The organism is Dongia rigui (genome assembly GCF_034044635.1).
Lineage (GTDB): Bacteria > Pseudomonadota > Alphaproteobacteria > Dongiales > Dongiaceae > Dongia > Dongia rigui.
Genome location: NZ_JAXCLX010000001.1, coordinates 2002708 through 2024391 on the forward strand (window position 1 = coordinate 2002708; position 21684 = coordinate 2024391).

23 protein-coding genes are annotated in these 21684 nt (G+C 62.6%); 14 read left to right on the forward strand and 9 right to left on the reverse strand.

Going from position 1 to position 21684, the window contains the following annotated elements:
• Positions 1-3: 3 nt before the first annotated feature.
• On the reverse strand, positions 4-567 hold the full coding sequence (gene hslV / locus SMD31_RS09310) for an ATP-dependent protease subunit HslV (protein ID WP_320500540.1): 564 nt from the start codon (positions 565-567) through the stop codon (positions 4-6).
• A gap of 212 nt (positions 568-779) precedes the next feature.
• Here hslV and hisB point away from each other — a divergent pair, with 212 nt between their 5' ends.
• The 6 genes from hisB to SMD31_RS09340 all read left to right on the forward strand — a co-directional run bounded on the left by hisB (position 780) and on the right by SMD31_RS09340 (position 4710).
• Positions 780-1403, forward strand: a complete 624-nt coding sequence (gene hisB / locus SMD31_RS09315) for an imidazoleglycerol-phosphate dehydratase HisB (RefSeq protein WP_320500541.1) — start codon at positions 780-782, stop codon at positions 1401-1403.
• Entirely contained in the window at positions 1400-2035 is a 636-nt protein-coding gene (hisH, locus tag SMD31_RS09320) for an imidazole glycerol phosphate synthase subunit HisH (protein ID WP_320500542.1), read from the forward strand. Before hisB ends, hisH begins: the two co-directional genes overlap by 4 nt.
• Before the next feature lie 4 nt (positions 2036-2039).
• The gene (locus SMD31_RS09325) at positions 2040-2561 is read left to right on the forward strand and encodes a GNAT family N-acetyltransferase (RefSeq protein ID WP_320500543.1); all 522 of its coding nucleotides are present in this window, start codon (positions 2040-2042) and stop codon (positions 2559-2561) included.
• Positions 2562-2568: 7 nt separating this feature from the next.
• Positions 2569-3318, forward strand: coding sequence for a 1-(5-phosphoribosyl)-5-[(5-phosphoribosylamino)methylideneamino]imidazole-4-carboxamide isomerase (gene hisA, locus SMD31_RS09330; protein WP_320500544.1), 750 nt, complete (start codon positions 2569-2571; stop codon positions 3316-3318).
• A 169-nt stretch (positions 3319-3487) separates the two neighbouring features.
• The gene (gene hisF, locus SMD31_RS09335) at positions 3488-4246 is read left to right on the forward strand and encodes an imidazole glycerol phosphate synthase subunit HisF (RefSeq protein ID WP_320500545.1); all 759 of its coding nucleotides are present in this window, start codon (positions 3488-3490) and stop codon (positions 4244-4246) included.
• A gap of 113 nt (positions 4247-4359) precedes the next feature.
• Complete coding sequence (locus SMD31_RS09340) at positions 4360-4710, forward strand: phosphoribosyl-ATP diphosphatase (protein WP_320500546.1); 351 nt, start codon at positions 4360-4362, stop codon at positions 4708-4710.
• Positions 4711-4752: 42 nt separating this feature from the next.
• Here the strand turns inward: SMD31_RS09340 and SMD31_RS09345 are convergent, their stop codons facing one another.
• From SMD31_RS09345 to SMD31_RS09355, 3 genes are all read right to left on the reverse strand, one after another.
• Positions 4753-5199, reverse strand: coding sequence for a hypothetical protein (locus tag SMD31_RS09345; protein ID WP_320500547.1), 447 nt, complete (start codon positions 5197-5199; stop codon positions 4753-4755).
• A gap of 196 nt (positions 5200-5395) precedes the next feature.
• Positions 5396-5965, reverse strand: coding sequence for a bactofilin family protein (locus SMD31_RS09350; protein WP_320500548.1), 570 nt, complete (start codon positions 5963-5965; stop codon positions 5396-5398).
• Positions 5966-6099: 134 nt separating this feature from the next.
• On the reverse strand, positions 6100-6771 hold the full coding sequence (locus tag SMD31_RS09355) for an EI24 domain-containing protein (protein ID WP_320500549.1): 672 nt from the start codon (positions 6769-6771) through the stop codon (positions 6100-6102).
• A gap of 105 nt (positions 6772-6876) precedes the next feature.
• Here SMD31_RS09355 and SMD31_RS09360 point away from each other — a divergent pair, with 105 nt between their 5' ends.
• The 3 genes from SMD31_RS09360 to typA all read left to right on the forward strand — a co-directional run bounded on the left by SMD31_RS09360 (position 6877) and on the right by typA (position 10586).
• Positions 6877-7263, forward strand: coding sequence for a hypothetical protein (locus tag SMD31_RS09360; protein WP_320500550.1), 387 nt, complete (start codon positions 6877-6879; stop codon positions 7261-7263).
• A 256-nt stretch (positions 7264-7519) separates the two neighbouring features.
• Positions 7520-8512: an adenosine kinase gene (locus SMD31_RS09365; protein WP_320500551.1), complete on the forward strand. Its 993-nt coding sequence runs from the start codon at positions 7520-7522 to the stop codon at positions 8510-8512.
• A 241-nt stretch (positions 8513-8753) separates the two neighbouring features.
• Positions 8754-10586, forward strand: a complete 1833-nt coding sequence (typA, locus tag SMD31_RS09370; protein WP_320500552.1) for a translational GTPase TypA — start codon at positions 8754-8756, stop codon at positions 10584-10586.
• A gap of 61 nt (positions 10587-10647) precedes the next feature.
• On the opposite strand, the gene pdxR is transcribed toward typA, so the two are convergent.
• On the reverse strand, positions 10648-12060 hold the full coding sequence (pdxR, locus tag SMD31_RS09375; protein WP_320500553.1) for a MocR-like pyridoxine biosynthesis transcription factor PdxR: 1413 nt from the start codon (positions 12058-12060) through the stop codon (positions 10648-10650).
• Positions 12061-12147: 87 nt separating this feature from the next.
• Between pdxR and SMD31_RS09380 the strand changes: the two genes are divergently transcribed.
• Both SMD31_RS09380 and SMD31_RS09385 read left to right on the forward strand, forming a co-directional pair.
• Positions 12148-12576: a cupin domain-containing protein gene (locus SMD31_RS09380; RefSeq protein ID WP_320500554.1), complete on the forward strand. Its 429-nt coding sequence runs from the start codon at positions 12148-12150 to the stop codon at positions 12574-12576.
• A gap of 25 nt (positions 12577-12601) precedes the next feature.
• Positions 12602-13057, forward strand: a complete 456-nt coding sequence (locus SMD31_RS09385; RefSeq protein ID WP_320500555.1) for a carboxymuconolactone decarboxylase family protein — start codon at positions 12602-12604, stop codon at positions 13055-13057.
• A gap of 54 nt (positions 13058-13111) precedes the next feature.
• On the opposite strand, the gene SMD31_RS09390 is transcribed toward SMD31_RS09385, so the two are convergent.
• The 4 genes from SMD31_RS09390 to SMD31_RS09405 all read right to left on the reverse strand — a co-directional run bounded on the left by SMD31_RS09390 (position 13112) and on the right by SMD31_RS09405 (position 17563).
• Entirely contained in the window at positions 13112-14248 is a 1137-nt protein-coding gene (locus SMD31_RS09390) for a porin (RefSeq protein ID WP_320500556.1), read from the reverse strand.
• Positions 14249-14308: 60 nt separating this feature from the next.
• Positions 14309-14986, reverse strand: a complete 678-nt coding sequence (locus SMD31_RS09395; RefSeq protein WP_456077528.1) for a YggS family pyridoxal phosphate-dependent enzyme — start codon at positions 14984-14986, stop codon at positions 14309-14311.
• Between the two features lie 167 nt (positions 14987-15153).
• Positions 15154-16272: a porin gene (locus SMD31_RS09400; protein ID WP_320500558.1), complete on the reverse strand. Its 1119-nt coding sequence runs from the start codon at positions 16270-16272 to the stop codon at positions 15154-15156.
• 442 nt (positions 16273-16714) lie between these two features.
• The gene (locus tag SMD31_RS09405; RefSeq protein ID WP_320500559.1) at positions 16715-17563 is read right to left on the reverse strand and encodes a sulfotransferase domain-containing protein; all 849 of its coding nucleotides are present in this window, start codon (positions 17561-17563) and stop codon (positions 16715-16717) included.
• Positions 17564-17797: 234 nt separating this feature from the next.
• On the opposite strand from SMD31_RS09405, the gene SMD31_RS09410 reads away from it, so the two are divergent.
• From SMD31_RS09410 to lptE, 3 genes are all read left to right on the forward strand, one after another.
• Positions 17798-18394 (forward strand): DUF3576 domain-containing protein, encoded by a 597-nt coding sequence (locus SMD31_RS09410; protein WP_320500560.1) that lies wholly within the window; start codon positions 17798-17800, stop codon positions 18392-18394.
• A gap of 123 nt (positions 18395-18517) precedes the next feature.
• Positions 18518-21097, forward strand: coding sequence for a leucine--tRNA ligase (gene leuS, locus SMD31_RS09415; RefSeq protein WP_320500561.1), 2580 nt, complete (start codon positions 18518-18520; stop codon positions 21095-21097).
• Positions 21084-21683, forward strand: a complete 600-nt coding sequence (lptE, locus tag SMD31_RS09420; protein WP_320500562.1) for an LPS assembly lipoprotein LptE — start codon at positions 21084-21086, stop codon at positions 21681-21683. The genes leuS and lptE overlap by 14 nt, the downstream gene beginning before the upstream one ends.
• The last annotated feature ends 1 nt before the right edge of the window (position 21684 follow it).

The window sequence follows — 21684 nt, forward strand, 5'->3', positions numbered from 1 at the left end:
GTCTTAGAGCTTTTCGACGAGGACGTTGTGATTGGTGTAGATGCAGATATCGCCGGCGATCTTCATCGATTTGCGGGCGATCTCCTCGGCGCTCAAGCCGTCGATGTCGATGAGGGCGCGAGCGGCGGCGAGCGCATAGGCGCCGCCGGAACCGATGCCGATGAGGCCGTCTTCCGGTTCCAGCACGTCCCCTGTACCGGTAAGAATAAGGCTCACCGACGTATCCGCCACCGCCATCATCGCCTCGAGCCGGCGCAAATAGCGGTCGGTGCGCCAATCCTTGGCGAGCTCGACGCAGGCGCGGGCCAATTGCGCCGGATATTGCTCCAGCTTGGCTTCCAGCCGCTCGAACAGAGTGAGGGCATCTGCGGTGGCCCCGGCAAAGCCGGCGATTACCTGGCCCTTGCCCAGCCGGCGCAGCTTTTTGGCGTTCGATTTCATCACCGTATGGCCGACCGTCACCTGGCCGTCGCCGGCCAGGACCACGTCATTTCCCTTGCGCACAAGGAGGATGGTGGTGCCGTGCCAGGGGGCAAGGCCATGCTTGTCGTTATCGTCGCGCGCCATGGGAAACCCTTCATGCGGCCGGGTCGGAGCCCCCAGCCAGATCGTTATCGCTCCCTGGGGAGATAGGTTAACGGCGAAAGGCAATCAAGCTGCAAAGCTGTCGCTGGCCCGGGCCGGTTTCGCGACCGGCGTTCCTACCCACTTCCCCCAGGCGCCCATCGCTGCTAAGAACCCGGCAATTAAGGCCTTTTTACCTTGAAACGGACCCTAAAATGCGTACCGGCAAGATCGAGCGGCGGACCAAGGAAACCGAGATTGCGGTCGAGGTGAACCTCGACGGCCAGGGACGGTCGGATATTTCGACCGGGATCGGCTTTCTGGATCATATGCTGGACCAGCTGGCCAGGCATTCGCTGATGGACATCACGGTGAAGGCCAAGGGCGATCTGCATATCGATTTCCATCACACCACCGAGGATACCGGCATCGCCTTGGGCGAGGCGGTGAGCCAGGCCCTGGGCGAGCGCGTCGGCATCAACCGCTATGGCGAGGCGACCATCCCGATGGATGAGACGCTGACCCGCGTGGCACTCGACGCCTCGAACCGAGCCTATCTGATCTGGAAGGTCAGTTTCAGCCGCGACAAGCTGGGCGAGATGGACACCGAGTTGTTCAAGGAATGGTTCCAGGCCTTCGCGCAGAATGCGGGCCTGACGCTCCATGTCGAGAACCTCTATGGCGAGAACAACCACCATATCGTCGAGAGCTGCTTCAAGGCGCTGGCCCGCGCCCTGCGCCACGCCATCGAGATCGATCCGCGGAAATCCGACGCTGTGCCTTCGACCAAGGGCACCTTGGGTGGAAGTCTGGGCGGAAAATCGCTCGCCAAGCCATGACGGTCGCGGTCATCGATTACGGCGCGGGTAATCTGAAATCTGCCGCCAAGGCGCTCGTGCACGCAGCCTCCGAGACCGGCGACAAGGTGGTCATCACCGCCGATGCGGATGTGATTGCCAAGGCTGACCGCATCGTTCTGCCGGGTGTCGGTGCCTTTGCCGAATGCAAGCGTGGCCTCGAAGCGCTGGATGGCGGTGTCGCCGCCATGCGCGAAGCCGTGCTGGAGAAGGGGCGGCCGATCTTAGGGATCTGCGTCGGCATGCAATTGCTGGCCACGGTCGGTGTCGAATATGGCGAGCATGCGGGCCTTGATTGGATCAAGGGCCGTGTCGTCAAGCTGACGCCCGATGATCCAACCTTGAAGATTCCGCAGATGGGGTGGAACGATCTCCATTTTAAGCAGCCGCACCCGATCTTTGCCGGCCTCCAATCCGGCGCGCACGCCTATTTCGTCCACTCCTACCACTTCATCGCCGACCATGCGGACGAGGTCTTGGCTGACGTCGATTACGGCGGCAAGGTGACGGCGGCGGTCGGGCGTCGCAACATCGTTGGACTGCAATTCCATCCTGAAAAGAGCCAGGCGGTGGGTTTGCAGATCCTTGGCAACTTCCTGCGCTGGAGACCCTGAGATCATGGCCGATATCGCCATCAGCATCGTCAGCGAATTGAAGCGCAGTGAATTGGAAGAGCTGTGCGAGGCGACCGAACTTGCGATCGAAGCCGGTGGCGGCTTCGGCTGGCTGAAGCCACCGCACCGGAACATCCTGGAAGTGTTCTGGAAGGGTGTCATGCTGGTGCCCGACCGTGTGCTGTTCATCGGCAAGCTCGACGGCACCATCGCGGCTTCCGCGCAATTGGTGCGCCCGACGCGCAACAACGAGGCGCAGAGCCATTCGGCGCAGATCACCACGTCCTTCGTCGCCCCCTGGGCGCGTGGCCATGGCCTGGCGCGACAGCTGACTCTGGCGGTTGAGGAAGAGGCAAAGAAGCGCGGCGTCAAGGTGCTCAATCTCGATGTGCGCGAAACGCTGCAGGCGGCGATCAGCCTCTATCACAATCTCGGCTATCACGAGATCGGCCGACACCCGCGCTATGCCCAGGTCGATGGGCAATATGTGGGTGGCCTCTATTTCTGGAAATCGCTGGAAGGTTGACGGCACGATGATTCTCTTCCCCGCGATCGATCTCAAAGGCGGTCAATGCGTGCGCCTGGTGAAGGGCGACATGGCACAGGCGACCGTCTTCAACACCGACCCCGCCGACCAGGCGCGGCAGTTTGCGGCGGCCGGGGCCACATGGCTGCATCTGGTTGATCTCGATGGCGCCTTTGCTGGTGAGGCCGTGAATGCGGCAGCGGTCGAGGGCATTCTTGCAGCGGTCGATATCCCCGTGCAATTGGGCGGTGGCATCCGCGAGATGGCCCATATCGAAGCCTGGCTGGGGAAGGGCATTGCCCGCGTCATCCTCGGCACCGTCGCGCTGAAGAACCCCGATCTCGTGAAGGCCGCCTGCAAGCGCTTCCCCAACCAGATCGTCGTCGGCATCGACGCCAAGGGTGGCAAGGTCGCGGTGGAAGGCTGGGCCGAGACCTCCGAACTCACCGCCCTTGAGCTCGCGCTTCGTTTCGAGGATGCCGGGGTGGCCGCGATCATCTACACCGATATCGACCGTGATGGGCTGCTGCAGGGTGTCAACGTGACTGCCACGGCGGAGCTGGCGGCAGCGCTCTCGATCCCCGTTATCGCCTCGGGCGGCGTCTCCTCGATCGCCGATATCGACGCGCTGCTCAGCGTTCAATCGCAAGCCAAGAAGAAGGGCGGCGGCATCACCGGCGTCATCTCCGGCCGCGCCATCTATGACGGCCGCCTCGATCTCAAAGAGGCACTGCAGAAGTTGCGAGCACACGCATGATGAATCTGGCCCTGCAATCACCCCCCTCTCTAGCTCTCTCCCTCCCGGAGGCGAATGCCGACATGCGTCGACGGGGGGGAGAGGACGTCCTTTTTCCCTCCCCCCTTGAGGGGGAGGGTCAGGGAGGGGGGTATGGCTCGACCGGGTTCGCTCTCGAAGGTCAAATGCCATGCTGAAGATGCGCGTCATCCCCTGTCTTGATGTGAAGGACGGACGAGTCGTCAAAGGCGTCAATTTCGTCAACCTGATCGATGCCGGCGATCCGGTCGAGCAGGCGAAGATCTATGATGCGGCTGGGGCGGACGAGCTGACCTTCCTCGACATCACCGCAAGCTCGGACAATCGCGACACGCTTTACGACGTCGTCTCGAAGACAGCTGAGGCCTGCTTCATGCCGCTGACTGTCGGCGGCGGCGTGCGCAAATCCGAGGACATCCGCAAGCTGCTGCTGGCCGGCGCCGACAAGGTGTCGATCAACACGGCCGCGGTGAAGAACCCGGACTTCGTCAAAGAAGCGGCGCAGAAATTCGGCGACCAATGCATCGTCGTCTCGATCGATGCCAAGGAGACCGCGCCGGGCAGGTTCGAGATCTTCACCCATGGCGGCCGCGAGCCCACGGGCATTGATGCGGTAAATTTTGCCAAGCGCATGGCGGAGAACGGGGCGGGCGAGTTGCTCGTAACCTCGATGGACCGCGATGGCACAAAGCAGGGCTACAACATCCCGCTCACGCGCGCGATCGCCGATGCCGTTTCCGTGCCCGTGATCGCCTCAGGCGGCGTCGGGTCCCTGGATGATCTGGTGGCCGGCATCCGCGACGGCCATGCCACGGCGGTTTTGGCCGCATCAATATTTCATTTTGGCACCTTTACCATTGGTCAAGCAAAAGCCCATATGCTGGCAGCTGGTCTCAGCATGCGCCCCTGATTTGTCGCGCTTTAGCCGAACTTGTTCGGTCAAAGTGTGTCGCGCGCCACTGACATACAGCAACATGCCGTCCAATATGGGGGAAGGACGGCAAGGGTTAAGGGCTTTTAACGATGTCGGAAAAATTGGACGGGACCGTCTTGGACTGCCTGTTCCGCACCATCGAGGGGCGGCGCGGCGGCGATCCCAACGGATCCCACACGGCCCGGCTCTTTGCCAAGGGCACGGCCAAGATCGCGCAGAAAGTCGGTGAGGAGGCCGTCGAGGCCATCATCGAAGCGATGCGCGGTGACAATCCAGCCTTGGTCGCCGAATCCTCGGACCTGCTTTATCACCTGCTGGTGCTGTGGGCCGATCGCGGTGTGCGCCCGGACGATGTCTGGGCCAAGCTCAAGGAACGCGAAGGCATCTCCGGCATCGCCGAAAAGGCCGCCCGCCGCGAAGCCAAGCTCGCCGGCAAGTAATCAGCTGCCAGCTCACCTCGTCGGCACTCAACTGGTCGGCGCTCAACTGGTCGGGGCGTTATCGGCGACGATGGGTGCCGGCAGGGATTTGAGGCAGGTATCGACCGGCTTCTTTTCAGCCCTGATCGAGCGCGCTTCGGCGTAAGAGACGCGATAGGCGCCTGCTGCCGCTTCCGGATAGAGGAAGAGATCGAGCACGCAATCGCTGCCGATATATTGAAAGATGCGGCCGTCTTCCTCATCTCGGATGCGTGCCGGCTTGCCGAGGGCGGCCTGCAATTCATCGGCGGCGAGGCCCATCAGCTTGTCGGCGGTCTGCCAGATCGTGGCGGGCGCCGGGGTTTCTGCCGGGGCGGCCGCGGCATCGGGTGCCTGCACGCCATGGGCCGGATTCTTGGGTGTGCGCATGGCGGCGCCGGGTTTATAGGGCTGGGCGGCGCAGGCCGTGAGCAAAGTGGCGCCGAGGACACAGAACAGGGCGTGGCGCAATCGTCTGACACCGGCGTGCCTATCGCCGACGGTTGCAACAACCCTACCCCGATGTTTGGAACGCACCACGTTCCGATCTCCCAAGCACCGGTGCCCTTCGCCTGAAGGGCACCTACCCCAAGTCAGCCGCTCAAGCCTAATCCCCGGTGGTTTCCCGACTCTTAACGGCCGGGATAACCAAGCAATACGGGGTGCTTCAGCGACCGTTGCCGGAAACGACCGGCGCGCCGTCAGCCAGGGCTTCGATCGTGCCGGAGATGACACCGCCGCGCTCGACTTCGAGCTGGCCGTAACGGATCTTGCCCAGCACCTTGCCGGTGGCGCGAATGGTCAGGCGGTTGCGCACGACCAGGTCGCCATCGAAGCGGCCGGAAATATCGGCGGATTCAATTTCGGCCGAACCCTTGAACTCACCCGACTGGGCGATGTCCATGGCGCGGCAATCGGAGAGGACGGCCTCGACCTTGCCTTCGACGACCAGGCTGTCGCAGGTGCGGATCTCGCCGTTGAGGAAAATGTCGCGGCCGACGATGAGCTTCTTCTGCTCGGCTTCCGGGGCGCGGGGCGCAGCCGTGGCGCCACCGGTCGGACGCGGCGCGAACGCGCTCATATCCGGGCCGCGGCGGGCGATGTCGGGGTTCATGGCGGGGCGCGACGGCGCGCTCGGCGCGGCTTCGGGCTTGGTATAGCTCTTGTTGTCGCCATCGGTCGGTGCCGCGGCGGCGGTGCCCGGAGTGGGTTGCTCGTCTTTCTTTTTGCCAAACATGCGGTGCTGGTCCCTAGCCTGAACGTGAGAAGCCTGAAACGTGAGAATTTAGTCCCCCAGCAGCACGCCTGTGCGGCGACCCCGGGCGAATGCGTTTGCCGTTCCCGCAAGCCGCCCGGTGTCTCACGGTCGGCCTACCCCCTACGCGGTCCCAGATTTACCACAGATTCAAAGATATGCACCATAAAAGCGATGCCAACGATGGGCGCGATGAGATTGAGAACGGGGATTGTGGCAAGGAAAGCGATGACGACGCCGGCCAGCACGAAACGGGCGCGATGGCGCTGGAAAAGGGCCTTGGCATCGGCGCGCGGCAGGCGCCGGAAAGCCGGCATTTCGAAATACTCGCGCCCCAGCAGATAGCCGTTGAGACCATAGGCGACGACGGCATAGACCGGCGGGAAGAAGAGCAGCGGCAATGTGAAGACGTTGACGACCAGGGCGATCGCCGCCAGCTTCACGCCGTCCAGCAGCATTTCCGGGATGGCGACCTTGTAGGGATGGGTGGCGTTCGGATAATGCCGCGCCATGACCGCATCGACCACCTGGTCGGAAAAGAGGGCTGCCGTGGTCGCGGTGACGATGGGGAAGGTGAACCAGGCGATCACCAGCACGGCGAAGAAACCTAAGAAATGCGCGGCATCCGCCCACCAGCCATTGAGACCCGTCAGCCAGTCGATCAGGAACCAGCCACCAATCATGAGCCCGCCGAAAACCACGAAGGCGATGGCGATGCTGATGCCGATGACTTTCTGGATGCGCGGGTCGGAAAGCTGGGCAAAAGCCAGCGACAAGGCTTGGATCACGTGGAATTATCCAGTTCTGTCAGAATGTTGCCACTTTTTAGCGGAAAGCTCTGCCGCTAACAACCGATGGGGTGCCTGGCGGTGGACAGTGAAGGAAATAGGTATATGCGCCGCGCGCGCAAGGTGTTGAGCATTCTGCTCACGGTTTCGTTGCTGCTGGGGACGAGTCTGGCGCAGGCGGAAACGCAAGAACGCCTGTTCGGCTCCTGGTGCGACGATACCGGCTACCGCATCGATATCGGCCCGCAGGGGATCCGTTTCCGCGACCGCCAGATGGGTGATCCGCCGGCAGGGACCGATCTTGTCGTCAAGGACGGGACCGCCACCTACACCCAGGATTTCCGCCAAAGCGCCTGGCCGCAGATCGGCCTGCTGAGCTGTACCTTGCGCCTTCTCGGCGACAATGCTGCGGCCGAAACCTGTTCCGGCGATGGCTACGGTTTCATGCCATTTTTCGCCCTGAAGCGCTGTCCGCAGGATGTGATCAGCTGAAATCGCGGCAGCTTCGCCCCCCTCCCGACCTCCCCCCTGAAGGTGGGAGGGGTCTAGAGCGAGGCTGATCGATCAAACTCAGTCCAAGAGCCCTCCCACCTTCAGGGGGGAGGGATGGGTGGGGGGCGGGCCGGAACTCGGTCACAGCCGGTTCGCTTGCCCAAACGCCCTTGATCCCTATACTCCGCCCCGAAAAGCGCTCGGCCCAAAAAGCACTCAGGCAGGGGCGCTAGTGAATCTGACCTCGCGGGGATGAATGAGCGACAAGTTGTTTGACGTCTGCGGTATCGGCAATGCCATTGTCGACGTGCTGGCCCATTGCGATCAGGACTTCATCGAGCGCATGAGCCTCAACAAGGGCACCATGACCCTCATCGATTCAGCCCGTGCCGAGGAGCTTTACGCTGCCATGGGACCGGCGGTCGAAGCCTCAGGCGGATCCTGCGGCAACACGATTGCGGGCTTGGCGAGCCTGGGCGGCAGGGGTGCCTATATCGGCAAGGTCGGCAATGACCAGCTGGGCGGCATCTTCCGCCATGACATGCGGGCAACCGGCGTGCATTTCGAAACGCCGAGCGCCACCAGCACGACACCGACTGCGCGCAGCATGATCTTCGTGACGCCCGATGCCGAGCGCACCATGAACACGTATCTCGGCGCCTGTGTCGAGCTCACCCCCGACGATGTCGACCCAGCGGTCGTGACGCGCTCGAAAGTGACCTATCTGGAAGGCTATCTGTGGGATCCGCCCTTGGCCAAGCAGGCGTTCCTCAAGGCCGCCAATCTGGCCCATGGTGCGGGACGCGAGATTTCGCTGACCCTTTCGGATCCGTTCTGCGTGAAGCGCTACCTCACCGAATTCCAGGATCTGGTGAAGAACCATGTCGATATCCTGTTCGCCAACGAACACGAGATCACGGCGTTGTGGGAGACGGATGATTTCGAGGCGGCGGTGAAGGCCACGCGCGAACATTGCAGCCTTGCCGCCATTACCCGCAGCGCCAAGGGCTCGACCATCGTTACCGAAACCCAGGTGATCGACGTCCCGGCTTGGCCGGTGCGACAGGTGGTGGATGTGACCGGCGCCGGCGACCTTTATGCCGCCGGTTTCCTTTATGGCTATACCCAGGGACGCGACCATGCCGACAGCGCCCGGATCGGCGCCTTGGCAGCGGGCGAGGTCATCAGCCATTTCGGCGCCCGGCCCGAAACCCCCCTTGCCGAGCTTCTGTTGCAGCAAGTGGGCTAATCAGGTAAAAGCCCGGCTGAAACAACACCCCTCATTCCAGCCGCGTCCCTTGCTTACCGGGGCGCGGATGAGGAGCTGCCGTGGGGAAACCCGTCGGCACTGTTAACTGGTTGCCATTCCACAATAATTTCCTCCACCGGGCAGGGCCGGATAAGAGGAATGGGTGAGGGCGGCCGATGGCGATTGTAACAATCGCCATGGGATGATGGGCGTTACGGCAATTTTTGGATCAAGTGACGTCATGAAACTGCGCAATATCGCCATCATCGCCCATGTCGACCACGGCAAAACCACGCTCGTCGACCAGCTCCTGCGCCAATCCGGCGCCTTCCGCGTCAACCAGCAGGTCGCTGAACGCGTGATGGATTCCAACGATCTCGAAAAAGAACGTGGCATCACCATCCTGGCCAAATGCACCTCGATCCAGTGGCAGGACACCCGCATCAACATCGTCGATACCCCGGGTCACGCCGATTTCGGCGGCGAGGTCGAGCGCATCTTGAGCATGGTCGACGGCGTCGTGCTGCTGGTCGATGCCGCCGAAGGCGCCCTGCCGCAGACCAAGTTCGTGACCACCAAGGCGCTGCGCTTGGGCCTGCGTCCCATCGTCATCATCAATAAATGCGACCGCCCGGACGCCGATCCGCATGCCGTCCATGACCAGGTGTTCGACCTGTTCGCGGCCCTCGATGCCAGCCCCGAGCAGCTCGATTTCCCGACGCTCTTTGCCTCGTCGAAGCAGGGTTGGGCCACCACCGATCTGGAGAAGGGCGAGCGCACCGACCTCAGCCCGCTCTACAACCTCATCGTCGAACACGTGCCGGCGCCCAAGGTCGAGGAGAACAAGCCCTTCTCGATGCTGGTGACGACGCTCGAATACGACAACTATCTCGGCCGCGTGCTCACGGGCCGCATCCAGACCGGCAAGGCGCAGGTCAACATGCAGCTGCGCGCCATGCGTCCCGATGGGACCCAGGTCGAAGTCGGCCGCCTCACCAAGCTGCTGGCCTTCCGCGGCATCGAGCGCACGCCAGTCGACAGCGCCGAAGCCGGCGACATCGTCGCCATTGCCGGCCTCACTGAAAGCACCGTCGCCGACACCATCGCCGCGATGGAAGTCGAAGTGCCGCTGAAGGCACAGCCGATCGATCCGCCCACACTTGCCATGTCGTTCTCGGTCAATGACAGCCCGCTCGCCGGTCGCGATGGCGACAAGGTGACTAGCCGCATGATCCGCGATCGCCTGATGCGTGAATCGGAAGGCAACGTCGCCATCCGCGTCACCGAAACGGAAGACAAGGACGCGTTCCAGGTCGCCGGCCGCGGTGAATTGCAGCTGGGCGTGCTCATCGAAGTGATGCGCCGCGAAGGCTTCGAATTGTCGATCAGCCGCCCGCGCGTCATTTATCAGAACGACCCAAAGACCGGCCAGCGCTTGGAGCCGATCGAGGAAATCGTCATCGACGTCGACGAGGAATTCACCGGCGTCGTCATCGACAAGCTGGGCCAGCGCCGCGGCGAACTCGTTGAGATGCGCCCGTCGGGTGGTGCGAAGACCCGCCTTGTGATGCTGGTACCGGCCCGCGGCCTTATCGGCTATCACGGCGAGTTCCTCACCGATACGCGCGGCACCGGCGTCATGTCGCGCCTCTTCCACGGCTACCAGCCCTATAAGGGTCCGATCGAAGGCCGCCGCAACGGCGTGCTGATCTCCAACGCCAACGGCACCTCGGTCGCCTACGCGTTGTGGAATCTCGAGGAGCGCGGCAAGCTCATGATCGATGCCGGCGTGCCGATTTATGAAGGCATGATCATCGGCGAGAACAGCCGTGCCAACGATCTTGAAGTCAATCCGCTGAAATCAAAGCAGCTGACCAACATCCGCACGACGTCGAAGGACGAAGCCATTCGCCTGACGCCGCCGATGAAGCTGAGCCTGGAACAGGCGCTGGCCTACATCCAGGACGATGAGCTGGTCGAAGTGACGCCGAAGGCGATCCGTATCCGCAAGGCCCTGCTCGATCCCAACGAGCGCAAGAAGGCCGAGCGCGCGGCGGAAGCGGCGCAAGGGTAACGCTCTCATCCGTCGGTTGAGGGATGAAAGGGCCGCTCTGCATGAGCGGCCCTTTTTCATGTCAGATGAAGCGGTCGATCACACTGAGCAGCCGCTCGCAAGACCGTGCCACATGCCGGATGGGTGATGTCGCAATGCCGAGCAGCAGGCCGGACTTGGCTGCAGGCGGCGATGCGTACCAGATCGACAGCGGCGCCGGCGTCAATCCGAACGGCAGCATCTCGCGAATGATCGCGAGATCTGAGACGGCCGTCGGCAGTTGCAGCGACACGGCAAGTCCCGCCGTCGCGATGGTGAAGTCGCGGCCGCGCGGTTCAAGCTGCTGCAACAACGCATCGCGCTGGGCGGCATAGCTTCGCTTCAAGCGCCGCAGATGCCGCAGGTAATGACCATCGCGCATGAAGGCCGCAATCGCAATCTGCGCGGCTGGCCCGGGCGGTGGGGCAAGACAGGCCGCGACCTCGCCAAAGTGCCCCACCAGAGACGGTGGTGCGACGATGAAACCAAGGCGCAGCGCCGGGCTGATGGTCTTGCTGAACGAGCCGATATGAATGACGCGGCCCTCGCGGTCGAGCGACGCCAGCGCCGGTGCGGCACGGCCTTTGAGCTGCAACTCGCTCAAATAATCGTCCTCGATGATCCAGGCATCCGCCTCTGCCGCCCAATCAAGGAGCGCGAGACGCCGCGCCAGCGACAAGGTGACACCCAGCGGCGCCTGCTGGCCGGGCGTCACGATTGCCAGGGCCGCGTCGGGGGCTTGGCGCAATCCATCACCCACATCGATGCCATCGCCATCGACCGGCACAGGGACCAGCGACAAGCGCGCCAAGTCGAGCGCGTGTCTGGTGAAGGGAAAGCCCGGGTCTTCAAACCATGCCTTGCGGCCTTCGAGACCAAGCACCCGAAGCGCAAGGCCCAGACCCGCACTGAAGCCCCCGGTGATGAGGATTTGCCCCGGCGAACAATCGATGCCGCGCGCGATGGCAAGATAGGTGGCGATCTCGCGCCGCAAGTCGAGTTCGCCGCGCGGGTCCGGATAGAGCGGCGCGGCACTGGTCTCGTCGCGGACGGCACGGGCGCGGATCCGCGCCAGGAGCTTTGCCGGCAAGGCATCTTGCCCGGCAATGCCCATCTGGAAGATGGCAGGCCCTGCCGTCATCTCGCGATAGGTTTCCATGAACGAGCCCGGATCGGGCTTGCGATCGGCCAGCGCCCTTGTCATCGGTCGAGCGGCGATACGGGTCCCCGTGGCGCGGGAGGCCACAATCAACTGCGCCGCGGCAAGTTTTTCATAGGCGACCCGGACCGTGCCGCGCGCCACGCCCAATTGTGCCGCCAAATCCTGCCAGGAGGGGAGGCGCGCGCCGGGCGCCAACACGCCGCTGTCGATCGCCTGGGCAATGCCCTGGCGGATCTGCTCGCCGAGCGGCACCCGGGCGGTGCGGTCGAGGTGCAGCGCCAGCGACTTGGTCATGAGCGTAGTATAGTGAAATTGATCGTTCTTGGTGCTTTTTTATGAACCACAGAGGGAACAGATTTGGGGGGAAGGAGACAGACCCCCATGACCCTCAGATCCGCCCTTAAATCCACCCTGCTGGCAGCGACCGCCATCCTGGCCATCGGCACCCTGGTGCCGGCGATGGCCCACGACGCCGGCGAGACAGTCGCCCTGCAATTCGACCAGGCGATTCCCAACCTGCCGGGTAAATCGCTGATCGCCGTGACGGTCGATTACGCGCCGGGTGCCGCGTCGCCCACGCATGAACATTCGAAATCGGCCTTCATCTTCGCCTATGTTCTCTCGGGCGCCATCGACTCTCAGGTGAATGATGGCCCGGCCAAAACCTATCGCGCCGGTGAGAGCTTCGAGGAGGCGCCAGGTGCCCTGCACCGTGTCAGCCGCAATGCGAGCGCCACGGAACCCGCGAAATTGCTGGCCGTCTTCATCGTGGACACGAACGACAAGCCGCTGACCATCCCGGTGCAGTGATTCATTCATTCAAGGAGTAACGATCATGAGCAAGCGTCTCGACTACAACCAGATCGCCCCAGCCGGCGCCAAGGCCTTGGGTGGCGTCTATGCCTATGTCATGCAGAGCGGTCTCGATGCGGCACTGGTCGAGCTAGTCTTCCTGCGCGTCTCGCAAATCAATAACTGCGCCTATTGCCTTGACATGCACACGCGCGATTTGCTCAAGAAAGGTGTCGCCATTGAGAAGCTGGCACTGGTGCAGGCATGGGACGAAGGCGGCGCGTTGTTCGATGCACGCGAACGCGCGGCGCTCGCCTGGGCCGAAACCGTGACGCGCGTTGCCGACACCAACGTACCGGATGCGGCCTATCAAGCGGCGCGCGCCGCGTTCGGGGAGCGCGAGCTTGTCGACCTCACCATCGCCATCGGCCTGATGAACGCCTATAACCGCCTGGCCATCAGCTTCCGCAACACGCCGCAGGCCGTTTCTGCGATGTGATGCGTGATGGCAGGATGAAAGAGAACAGGGCGGCCGGCAAGTCACCTTGTGGATCTAGAATTGCAGCGCTGAACCGATCGCGATTTCGAGTGCGTCATACCCATCGGCGTTGTCGCCATCATCATCGGCGGCTTCGTTCCAGGTATAGAAGATGCCGCCGTCGATGTTGATGCCCGGCCCCATGGCATAGGAGAAATCGACGCCAGCACGGTCGAGTTTGCTGTCGTCGCTGAAGCCGGCTTCTTCCGTCTGCACATGGGCATAACCACCACCGACGGTCCAGGCGTCCTGCGTATAGGCAAAGCCCAGGCCGAACATCCAGATATCCTGGCCGGCGCCGTTGCCGTCATCGAGAAACGTGCCGGTGGCACCGACCTGCAGCGCACCGATGCTGACATTGGCGCCGATATTGTAGCCGGCCTGTTCAGCGTCGTCGGCCGACGTACCCTCGACATCGCCCTCCCAATATCCGGCGGCACCCAGATTGAGACCCCAGCCATTGCCTTCATAATCGTAATGCACGGCGAGCGCGACATTGTGGTTTGCGCTGCCGTCGGAGCGGTCGGGATGGAAGCTGTCGGCGACGTTGTCGGTGCCCTCGTCCGTCTTCTCGTCGTCATTAGGTGTGTAAGAGAGGCCGAAACTGAAACCGTTCCATTGCGGCGTGTAGTAGACGATCTTCATCACCGCATCTTGCAGGGCGAGCGACGCCTCCGGATCGAAAATGCCTGGGCTGAGCGGCGAGCCGATGATGTTGGGCGAATAGGGTCCGAAATTGGCCGTCGATCCAGGCGGCAGCATGTACATGTTGCCAGCCGCGCCGTCGAGCGCGCCGATCCGGATGTCGCCGAAACCGCCTTTGTAGAAGACATAGACATTATCGATGAAATCGTCGGTCTGGCTCTCGGCCTCCATCTCGATGCGGGCACCCACGGTGACGCCGTTATCGAGCGTGGTCTCGCCCAGGAAGAAGACTTCGGAATCGCTGCTGACGCCGTCGAGATTCTGGTCGTGACCCAGCTCGCCTTGCGCATCGTCATCGATGGTGAAGCCGTAGGCGCTGCGGAAGAACCCACCGAGACTGAGCTTGATGCCGTCGGAGGCCACGGCCATCGGCATCGCCACGACATTCGCGGCACCCGTGACCGACAATGCGAGGAGGGAGGTTGTGGAGCGAAAATTCATCGCCATGCGGCATCCCCTTTCCGCTAACTTTTCTTCGCGATCGCACCCTTACCTTGCGCGCAAATTTCAGCGTTGTCCAAAGATTGCCGTGCCGACGCGGACATGGGTGGCGCCGAACTGGATGGCGGTCTCGAAATCACCACTCATGCCCATGCTGAGCTCTGTGAGGTTGTTGCGCCTGGCCATCTCGCGCAGCAGGGCGAAATAGGGGGCGGGGTGCTTGTCGGCGGGCGGGATGCACATCAGCCCGTCGATGCCGAGCTTCAGCTCGTCGCGGCACAATTTCACGAAGGCGTCGATCTCGGCCGGGTTGACGCCGGCCTTCTGCGGCTCCTCGCCGATATTGACCTGGATAAAGAGGCGCAGCACGCGCTTCTGCTTCTGCATTTCATCGGCGAGGGCCTGCGCCAGCTTTTCGCGGTCGACCGATTGAATGACGTCGAAGAGTGCCACCGCCTCGCGCACCTTGTTGCTTTGCAGGGGGCCGATGAGATGCAGTTCAAGCGCAGGGTGCATCGCCTTGAGGGCAGGGAACTTCGCCTGCGCTTCCTGCACGCGGTTTTCGCCGAAGACTGTCTGCCCAGACGTGATGGCGGCCAGCACGGCCTCGGCCGGATGCGTCTTCGAGACCGCGATGAGGTGGATCGTATCCGCCGGCCGGTCGGCGGCCTTGGCCGCGGCGGCTATGCTGTCACGGATCTCTGCCAGGTTGCTGGCGATGTGCGGGAAATCGGTCATGGTCATCAATGCGAAGGGTCGCTGCCTTGGGGCGGCAGCTTCGTCATCTTAGGGGAGACACAGCGGTGAAGACACCCACTTCAGCCGAGCGCACCCAGAAAGCAATAAGGGGAGCAGTTGCCTGCTCCCCTTAAAGTCGTTCCGATATCTATCCAGCCAAGGCTGGAGCGATATTAGAAGGTGATCGACGAACCGACCGAGAACTCGAGCGAGTCGTAGCCGTCCGACGTAGCCTCGGCCGCATCCACACCGCTGGCCCAGCTATAGAAGAGACCGGCATCAAGGTCGATGCCAGGACCCATGGCGTAGCTGCCAGTCACACCAACGCGCTGCACTGTGACGTTATCTTCAAAGTCAGAAGCAGGCGTGTTGTTTTCGATGTTACGCAGCGCCCAACCAGCGCCGACGGTCCAGGCGTCGACGTTGTAGGCGAGACCCACACCAACCGACCATTCGTCGCCATTTTCGCTGTCATCGTCATCGACGATCGTCTGCTGGTCCTTGTAAGTGAACGCCGTACCAACGGTCAGGCCACCGAACGACAGATTGACACCGGTGTTGAAGGCAAAGAACTCGTCATCGCCGTGCTCTTCGATGTCACCGGAATAGGCAAGGGCGCCGCCGAGGGCCAAGCCCCAGCCATCGCCTTCGAAGTCATAGTGCACGCCGGCTTCGAGCTCGTGGTTGATATCGCCAGCGTCACGGTTCGGGTGGAAGGTGTCGGCCACGCCGTCACCCTGCTTCTCGAAGCCACCTTCCGGCACGTAGGACACGCCGAAGCTGAAGCCGCTGAAGTTCGGCGAGTAGTAGGCGATCGACTGCGGCTTGCTGACCGGCGACGGATCGAAGCCGGAGATGACCAGCTTGGAACCGATCTGGGCCGGCGAGAACACGCCGAAGTTCGCCGTGGAGCTCGGCGGCAGCATGTACATGTTGTCGGCGACGGCACCCTGCGAACCAACGCGGATGTCACCGAAACCGCCCTTGAAGTAGACATAGGCGGCGTCGATCTGGTCGCCCGAATCTTCGGCTTCCAGCTCGATACGGGTACCAACGGTGATGCCGTTGTCCAGCGTCACGCTGCCGAGGAAGTAGACTTCGCCGTCGGTGCCGACGCCGTCGAGGTTCGAGTCATGGCCAGCTTCGCCCTGACCATCGTCGTCGAAGGTGAAGCCGTAGAACGACTTCATGAAGCCGCCAAGGCTCAATTTGACACCATCGGACGCCTGAGCGGTGCCGGCCATGAGGCCGATACCGAGCAGAGCCGAGGTCCCCAGGAGAACTTTTTTCATCTCGAGATTCCCTAAGTTTGCGATTGCCACCGGACTTTCCCTCAACCTTTTTGGTCTTAGAGAAGGCCCGGATGCCCCTCGTTCACGGACCGGCTTGCTGGGTCGATTTTGCCAAGTACTTGACGAGATCGACTCAAAAAGCCCGCTCAGCCCGGAACACGTCGTACCTTCTCGGAATGGCGGGGGGGTGTCAAACCATTTGAGCCGAACACTGTGGCAATTTTCAGCAGCTGTTGCGCAAAAGCCACAAGGGCGGCGCCCGTTCAGGCAATGATAGCCTGGCTGAACCGGCAATCAATGAAATGTCCTGCAATATGAACGGGATCAATTGCGGGCATGCGATGGGGTGGGACCGCTTCCACCCGTGTGCCAGCCGGTGCGGATGCGCCACAGGAGCCAGGTTTGAGACGGGGCGAGGGTGCTTCCGACCCGCCTTAGGAAGTCAGCCTGCCTTGGTCATTTCCCGCGGCCAATAGCCGAAACGCGTCATCTGTTCCCGATGATTTTCGACGATTTTGTCTATTTGCGCCGGGCTGAGCTTGTCCTTCCACTGTCCGGCCTGGCCGACGCGGAAGAACTTTGACCCCTTGGGCGATTTTTCGACGAAGCCTTTGCTGTCCTCCTGCGCCCGGAGGCTCTTGAAGGAAGAGAGCTCGATCGCCCGGTCGAGGCGCTGGCGCGACGGCTTCAGGCCCATAAAGCGGGCAATGCCGCCGAAAGTATGGAGCGGCTTCTTCAGCATGTCCTCGTAGCGGACGATATGGAGGCCGGGATGTGGCCGCTGGGTCCAGCTTTTGACATGTTCCGACCAGGTGTTGTGAACCTCGATCACAATCCTGTCGTCGGCGAGGCCGCCATTATAGGGGTCAGCCATGATCTCAATCGCGCGGTCGATATCGACGCCGTAGTGATCGGCCAGCGACAGGACCAGATCGAGCGGATTGCGGACCACGTAAATGGCACCGGCGGTCAAATCCATCTGGATGATCTGGTCACCGCCGATCGTGACCAGGGCATTGTGCGTCTTGACGATGACTGTTTCCGGCTTCGAGGCGCAGATCGCCAGCTGGGCGCCGCGGCGCATGCGGATCATGTCGTCGGTCGACCAGGCGCTTGGCGGCCGGGGGTCGAGATGCCGGTACCACTGCGTCAGGGAATCCCCGGTCGTCAGCGCGTTCATGTCGTTGATGTCGGCCGGCTTCGCGGGGTTGAGCATCAGATTGTGAATAAAGGCGCGGAGCCAAGTGTTGCCCGATTTGGGATAGCTCGCCAGCCAGAGAATCTTACCCATCGTCCTGCCTATCGCCTCTCACACTCATATATATAGCGTCGATCCCGCATTCCTGCCCTTCCGGGACCAAGGGATGGGCAACCATCTTGCCGGCACCGCCCCCTTGGGGCCTTGGGTCGACGCGATTTGGTTGACGGGGACCCACGATTTCGCATACCAGTCTTGAGCCGTTTCCGGGCTGCCAATTCCTGGCCTTACCGGGGGCTTTTGGGTGAAGAGCGTCGGGCCGTCAACATGAAACTCCCACATCGTCGCGTCGACCAGTCCCGCACGGGCGTTTTTTTCGACCGTGAACGGATGGGGGGACGGTTTGTCCTCTTTGTCATGGCCGCCCTGACGGCCATCACCTTGACCGCCTGCAACGTCGATCTCGGCGGCGAGGAGAAATACCCGACGGCACGCCAGAAGGGCGATGCTGGTCCACAATACGAAGAGAACGATACCGTGTTCGGCGAAGGCGGCCTTTTCGGCGCCGCGCCCAAGGATAACGGCTCGGGCGGTGGCGGCGGCGTTGGCGTCAACTCGCTGCTGTGGCGCGCCAGCCTCGACACCATCTCGTTCATGCCGCTGGTTTCGGCCGACCCCTTCGGCGGCGTCATCATCACCGATTGGTACACCCCGCCGGCCACCCCGGATGAGCGCTTCAAGGTGAATGTCTACATCCTGGGCCGGGCGCTCCGCGCCGACGGCATCCGCGCCTCGGTCTTCCGCCAGCAGAACCAGGGCGGCACCTGGATCGACGCGCCAGTGGCCCTCAACACGGCGACCGACCTCGAAAACGCCATCCTTACCCGCGCCCGCCAGCTGCGCCAGTCCGGCCAGCAGGAATAGGGCGGACACACCTCTACTTGTCATGGCCCGCTTTAGGCGGGCCATCCACGAGTTTGTCGGCAGCGGCTAGTAATTCGTGGATGGCCCGCCTAAAGCGGGCCATGACACTGAAAGAAACCGATCATGTCGCGATATAATTTCCACGAAGCTGAAGGCAAATGGCAGCAGGCCTGGATGGCCCGGAACTGCTTTGCCGCCTCCGGCGATCTCACCAAGCCCAAATATTACGTCCTGGAGATGTTCCCGTATCCGTCGGGGCGCATCCATATGGGCCATGTGCGCAACTACACGATGGGCGATGTCGTCGCCCGCTATAAGCGCGCCAAGGGCTTCAACGTGCTCCATCCCATGGGCTGGGATGCGTTCGGCTTGCCGGCCGAAAACGCCGCGCGCGACATGAAGATCCACCCGGCCAGCTGGACCTATGACAACATCGCCAATATGCGCGCCGAGTTGAAGCGCATGGGCCTGGCGCTCGATTGGTCGAAGGAACTGGCGACCTGCCATCCGGGCTATTATGCCCACCAGCAGCGCATCTTCCTGGAATTCTTCAAGGCCGGCCTCGCCTACCGGAAGGAAGCCTTCGTCAATTGGGACCCCATCGACATGACCGTGCTTGCCAATGAGCAGGTCATCGACGGCAAGGGCTGGCGCTCCGGGGCGCCGGTCGAGAAGCGCAAGCTCAGCCAGTGGTTCCTGAAGATCACCGATTACGCCGACGATCTGCTTTCGGCCCTGAGCGGGCTGGAGCGCTGGCCGGACAAGGTTCGCCTGATGCAGGAGAACTGGATCGGCAAGTCGACCGGCGCCCATGTGCGCTTCAAGCTTGTCGGGTCGGACCAGCGCATCGAGGTCTTCACCACGCGGCCAGACACGCTGTTCGGCGCCAGTTTCATCGCCGTTTCGCCCGACCACGCCATTGCGGAAGCAGCCGCGAAATCGGACCCGAAGGCTGCAGCCTTCATCGCCGAATGCCGGGCGGCTGGAACCTCCGAAGCAGCCGTCGAGGCGCAGGAAAAGCGTGGGTTTGCGCTGGGCCTCGAGGCCGAGCATCCGTTCGTCCCGGGCAAGAAATTGCCCGTCTACATCGCCAATTTCGTGCTCATCGAATACGGCACCGGTGCCATCTTCGGCTGCCCGGCCCATGACCAGCGCGATCTCGATTTTGCCCGCAAATACAATCTGACCGTGACGCCGGTGGTGCTGCCGGCCGGCGAGGATCCGAAGACCTTCGCTGTCGCCGACACCGCCTATACCGATGACGGCGTCATCTTCAATTCCGGCTTCCTCGACGGGCTCGATGTCGAAGCGGCGAAGAAAAAAGCCGGTGCGACGCTGAAATCCCAGGGCGATGGTGAAGCCACCACCGTCTTCCGCCTGCGCGATTGGCTGGTGAGCCGCCAGCGTTACTGGGGCTGCCCGATCCCGATCATCCATTGCGACACCTGCGGTGCGCAGCCGGTGCCGGAGAAGGACATGCCGGTGCTGTTGCCCGACGATGTCACCTTCGAGAAGCCCGGCAATCCGCTCGACCACCATCCGACCTGGAAGCATGTCGATTGCCCGAAATGCGGCAAGGCGGCCCGGCGCGAGACCGATACCTTCGACACCTTTGTTGATTCATCCTGGTATTTCGCGCGCTTCTGCTCACCCCGCCATGACCAGCCGGTCGACCAGGCGCTGGTCGATTACTGGCTGCCGGTCGACCAGTATATCGGCGGCGTCGAGCATGCCATTCTGCACCTCCTCTATTCGCGCTTCTTCACCCGCGCCATGAAGAAGGTGGGTCTGGTGAAGCTCGACGAACCCTTCGCCGGCCTCTTCACCCAAGGCATGGTCTGCCACGAGACCTATCGCGACACCAAATCGGGCGAATGGCTGCTGCCCGAGCAGGTCGAGAAGAAGGGCGAGAGCGCCGTCCGTACCGATACCGGCCAGGCCATCGAGATCGGCCGTTCCGAGAAGATGTCGAAGTCGAAGAAGAACGTGGTGGCGCCGGACGTCATCATCGGCGGCTACGGCGCCGATACCGCGCGCTGGTTCGTCCTTTCCGACAGCCCGCCGGAACGAGACATGGAATGGACGGCGGCCGGCGTCGAGGGCGCCTGGCGCTTTGCCCAGCGCTTGTGGCGCCTCAATGCCACCTGGCTCGAAGCGTATCCGGCACTGAAATCGACCCAAGCCGCGCCGGCCACCTTCGCCGATGCCGCAACGGCGTTGCGCCGCGCCAGCCACAAGGCGATCGCGGCGGTTTCCGAAGATATCGAGAAGTTCCGCTTCAACCGGGCGGTCGCCAAGCTCTATGAATTCGCCAATACCCTGTCGGATCTGCCGGAAAAGGACCTCTCCGACGCCGGCGGCCTCTTTGCCCGGCGCGAGGCCCTGGTGACCCTGGCCCAGCTCATCGGCCCGATGATGCCGCATCTGGCCGAGGAAATGTGGGCTTCCCTGGGTCACGGGACCCTCCTCGCCGAGACCGCTTGGCCCGAGGCCGATCCCCGGCTTATCATCGACGACACCGCGACCGTCGCCATCCAGGTCAATGGCAAGCTGCGCGCAACCATCCAGTTGCCGCGCGACTGCCCCATGGATCAGGCGGAAGCGGCAGCCTTGGCCGAGGACGCGGTGACCCGCGCCCTCGAGGGCAAGGCCCCGAAGAAAATCGTCGTGGTGCCGAACAGGATCGTCAATGTCGTGGTCTAGAAGAGACGTCATTCGCCTTGGGATTGGTGGCTTCGCCCTGGCGGCCAGCGGCCCGCTGCTGTCGGCTTGCGGCTGGAAGCCGCTCTATGGCAATGCCAGTGCCGGCCCCAGCGGCAACGCCACGGTCGATGCCAATCTGGCTGGCATCGCCATCAAGGAACCGTTCTTTGAGCGCGATGCCGCTCCCTTCGGCGAGTTCAGCGAGGCCGGCAGCGCCAAGTATGACGCGCGCACCGCGCAGATCCTCCATAACGCGCTGCGCGACGGCATGAACCCTTATGGGCAGCCGGCGGCACCCGCCTATACGCTTGCCATCAAGCTGTCGGAATCGATCAACCGCACCCTCACCGCCGACGAGGGCGATGCGCGGCGCGAGAACCTGACCCTGCGCGCGAGCTTCCTGCTCGCCGACCTCAAGGGCACCGAGTTGCTGAAAGACAAGGCGCGGTCGATCATCGCCTATACCGTGCTGCAGGATCCCTATACCGATCTCGAAGCCCGCAACGACGCCCGTGACCGCACCGCCCGCCAGCTTGCCGAACAGATCAAGCTGCGCATCTCGAGCTATTTCGCGACGCATGGGTAAG

Coding starts and splice junctions, on each gene's coding strand:
- hslV (WP_320500540.1), bottom strand. CDS start 567: ATGGCGCGCGACGATAACGACAAGCATGGCCTTGCCCCCTGGCACGGC.
- hisB (WP_320500541.1), top strand. CDS start 780: ATGCGTACCGGCAAGATCGAGCGGCGGACCAAGGAAACCGAGATTGCG.
- hisH (WP_320500542.1), top strand. CDS start 1,400: ATGACGGTCGCGGTCATCGATTACGGCGCGGGTAATCTGAAATCTGCC.
- SMD31_RS09325 (WP_320500543.1), top strand. CDS start 2,040: ATGGCCGATATCGCCATCAGCATCGTCAGCGAATTGAAGCGCAGTGAA.
- hisA (WP_320500544.1), top strand. CDS start 2,569: ATGATTCTCTTCCCCGCGATCGATCTCAAAGGCGGTCAATGCGTGCGC.
- hisF (WP_320500545.1), top strand. CDS start 3,488: ATGCTGAAGATGCGCGTCATCCCCTGTCTTGATGTGAAGGACGGACGA.
- SMD31_RS09340 (WP_320500546.1), top strand. CDS start 4,360: ATGTCGGAAAAATTGGACGGGACCGTCTTGGACTGCCTGTTCCGCACC.
- SMD31_RS09350 (WP_320500548.1), bottom strand. CDS start 5,965: ATGTTTGGCAAAAAGAAAGACGAGCAACCCACTCCGGGCACCGCCGCC.
- SMD31_RS09360 (WP_320500550.1), top strand. CDS start 6,877: ATGCGCCGCGCGCGCAAGGTGTTGAGCATTCTGCTCACGGTTTCGTTG.
- SMD31_RS09365 (WP_320500551.1), top strand. CDS start 7,520: ATGAGCGACAAGTTGTTTGACGTCTGCGGTATCGGCAATGCCATTGTC.
- typA (WP_320500552.1), top strand. CDS start 8,754: ATGAAACTGCGCAATATCGCCATCATCGCCCATGTCGACCACGGCAAA.
- pdxR (WP_320500553.1), bottom strand. CDS start 12,060: ATGACCAAGTCGCTGGCGCTGCACCTCGACCGCACCGCCCGGGTGCCG.
- SMD31_RS09380 (WP_320500554.1), top strand. CDS start 12,148: ATGACCCTCAGATCCGCCCTTAAATCCACCCTGCTGGCAGCGACCGCC.
- SMD31_RS09385 (WP_320500555.1), top strand. CDS start 12,602: ATGAGCAAGCGTCTCGACTACAACCAGATCGCCCCAGCCGGCGCCAAG.
- SMD31_RS09390 (WP_320500556.1), bottom strand. CDS start 14,248: ATGGCGATGAATTTTCGCTCCACAACCTCCCTCCTCGCATTGTCGGTC.
- SMD31_RS09395 (WP_456077528.1), bottom strand. CDS start 14,986: ATGACCATGACCGATTTCCCGCACATCGCCAGCAACCTGGCAGAGATC.
- SMD31_RS09400 (WP_320500558.1), bottom strand. CDS start 16,272: ATGAAAAAAGTTCTCCTGGGGACCTCGGCTCTGCTCGGTATCGGCCTC.
- SMD31_RS09405 (WP_320500559.1), bottom strand. CDS start 17,563: ATGGGTAAGATTCTCTGGCTGGCGAGCTATCCCAAATCGGGCAACACT.
- SMD31_RS09410 (WP_320500560.1), top strand. CDS start 17,798: ATGAAACTCCCACATCGTCGCGTCGACCAGTCCCGCACGGGCGTTTTT.
- leuS (WP_320500561.1), top strand. CDS start 18,518: ATGTCGCGATATAATTTCCACGAAGCTGAAGGCAAATGGCAGCAGGCC.
- lptE (WP_320500562.1), top strand. CDS start 21,084: ATGTCGTGGTCTAGAAGAGACGTCATTCGCCTTGGGATTGGTGGCTTC.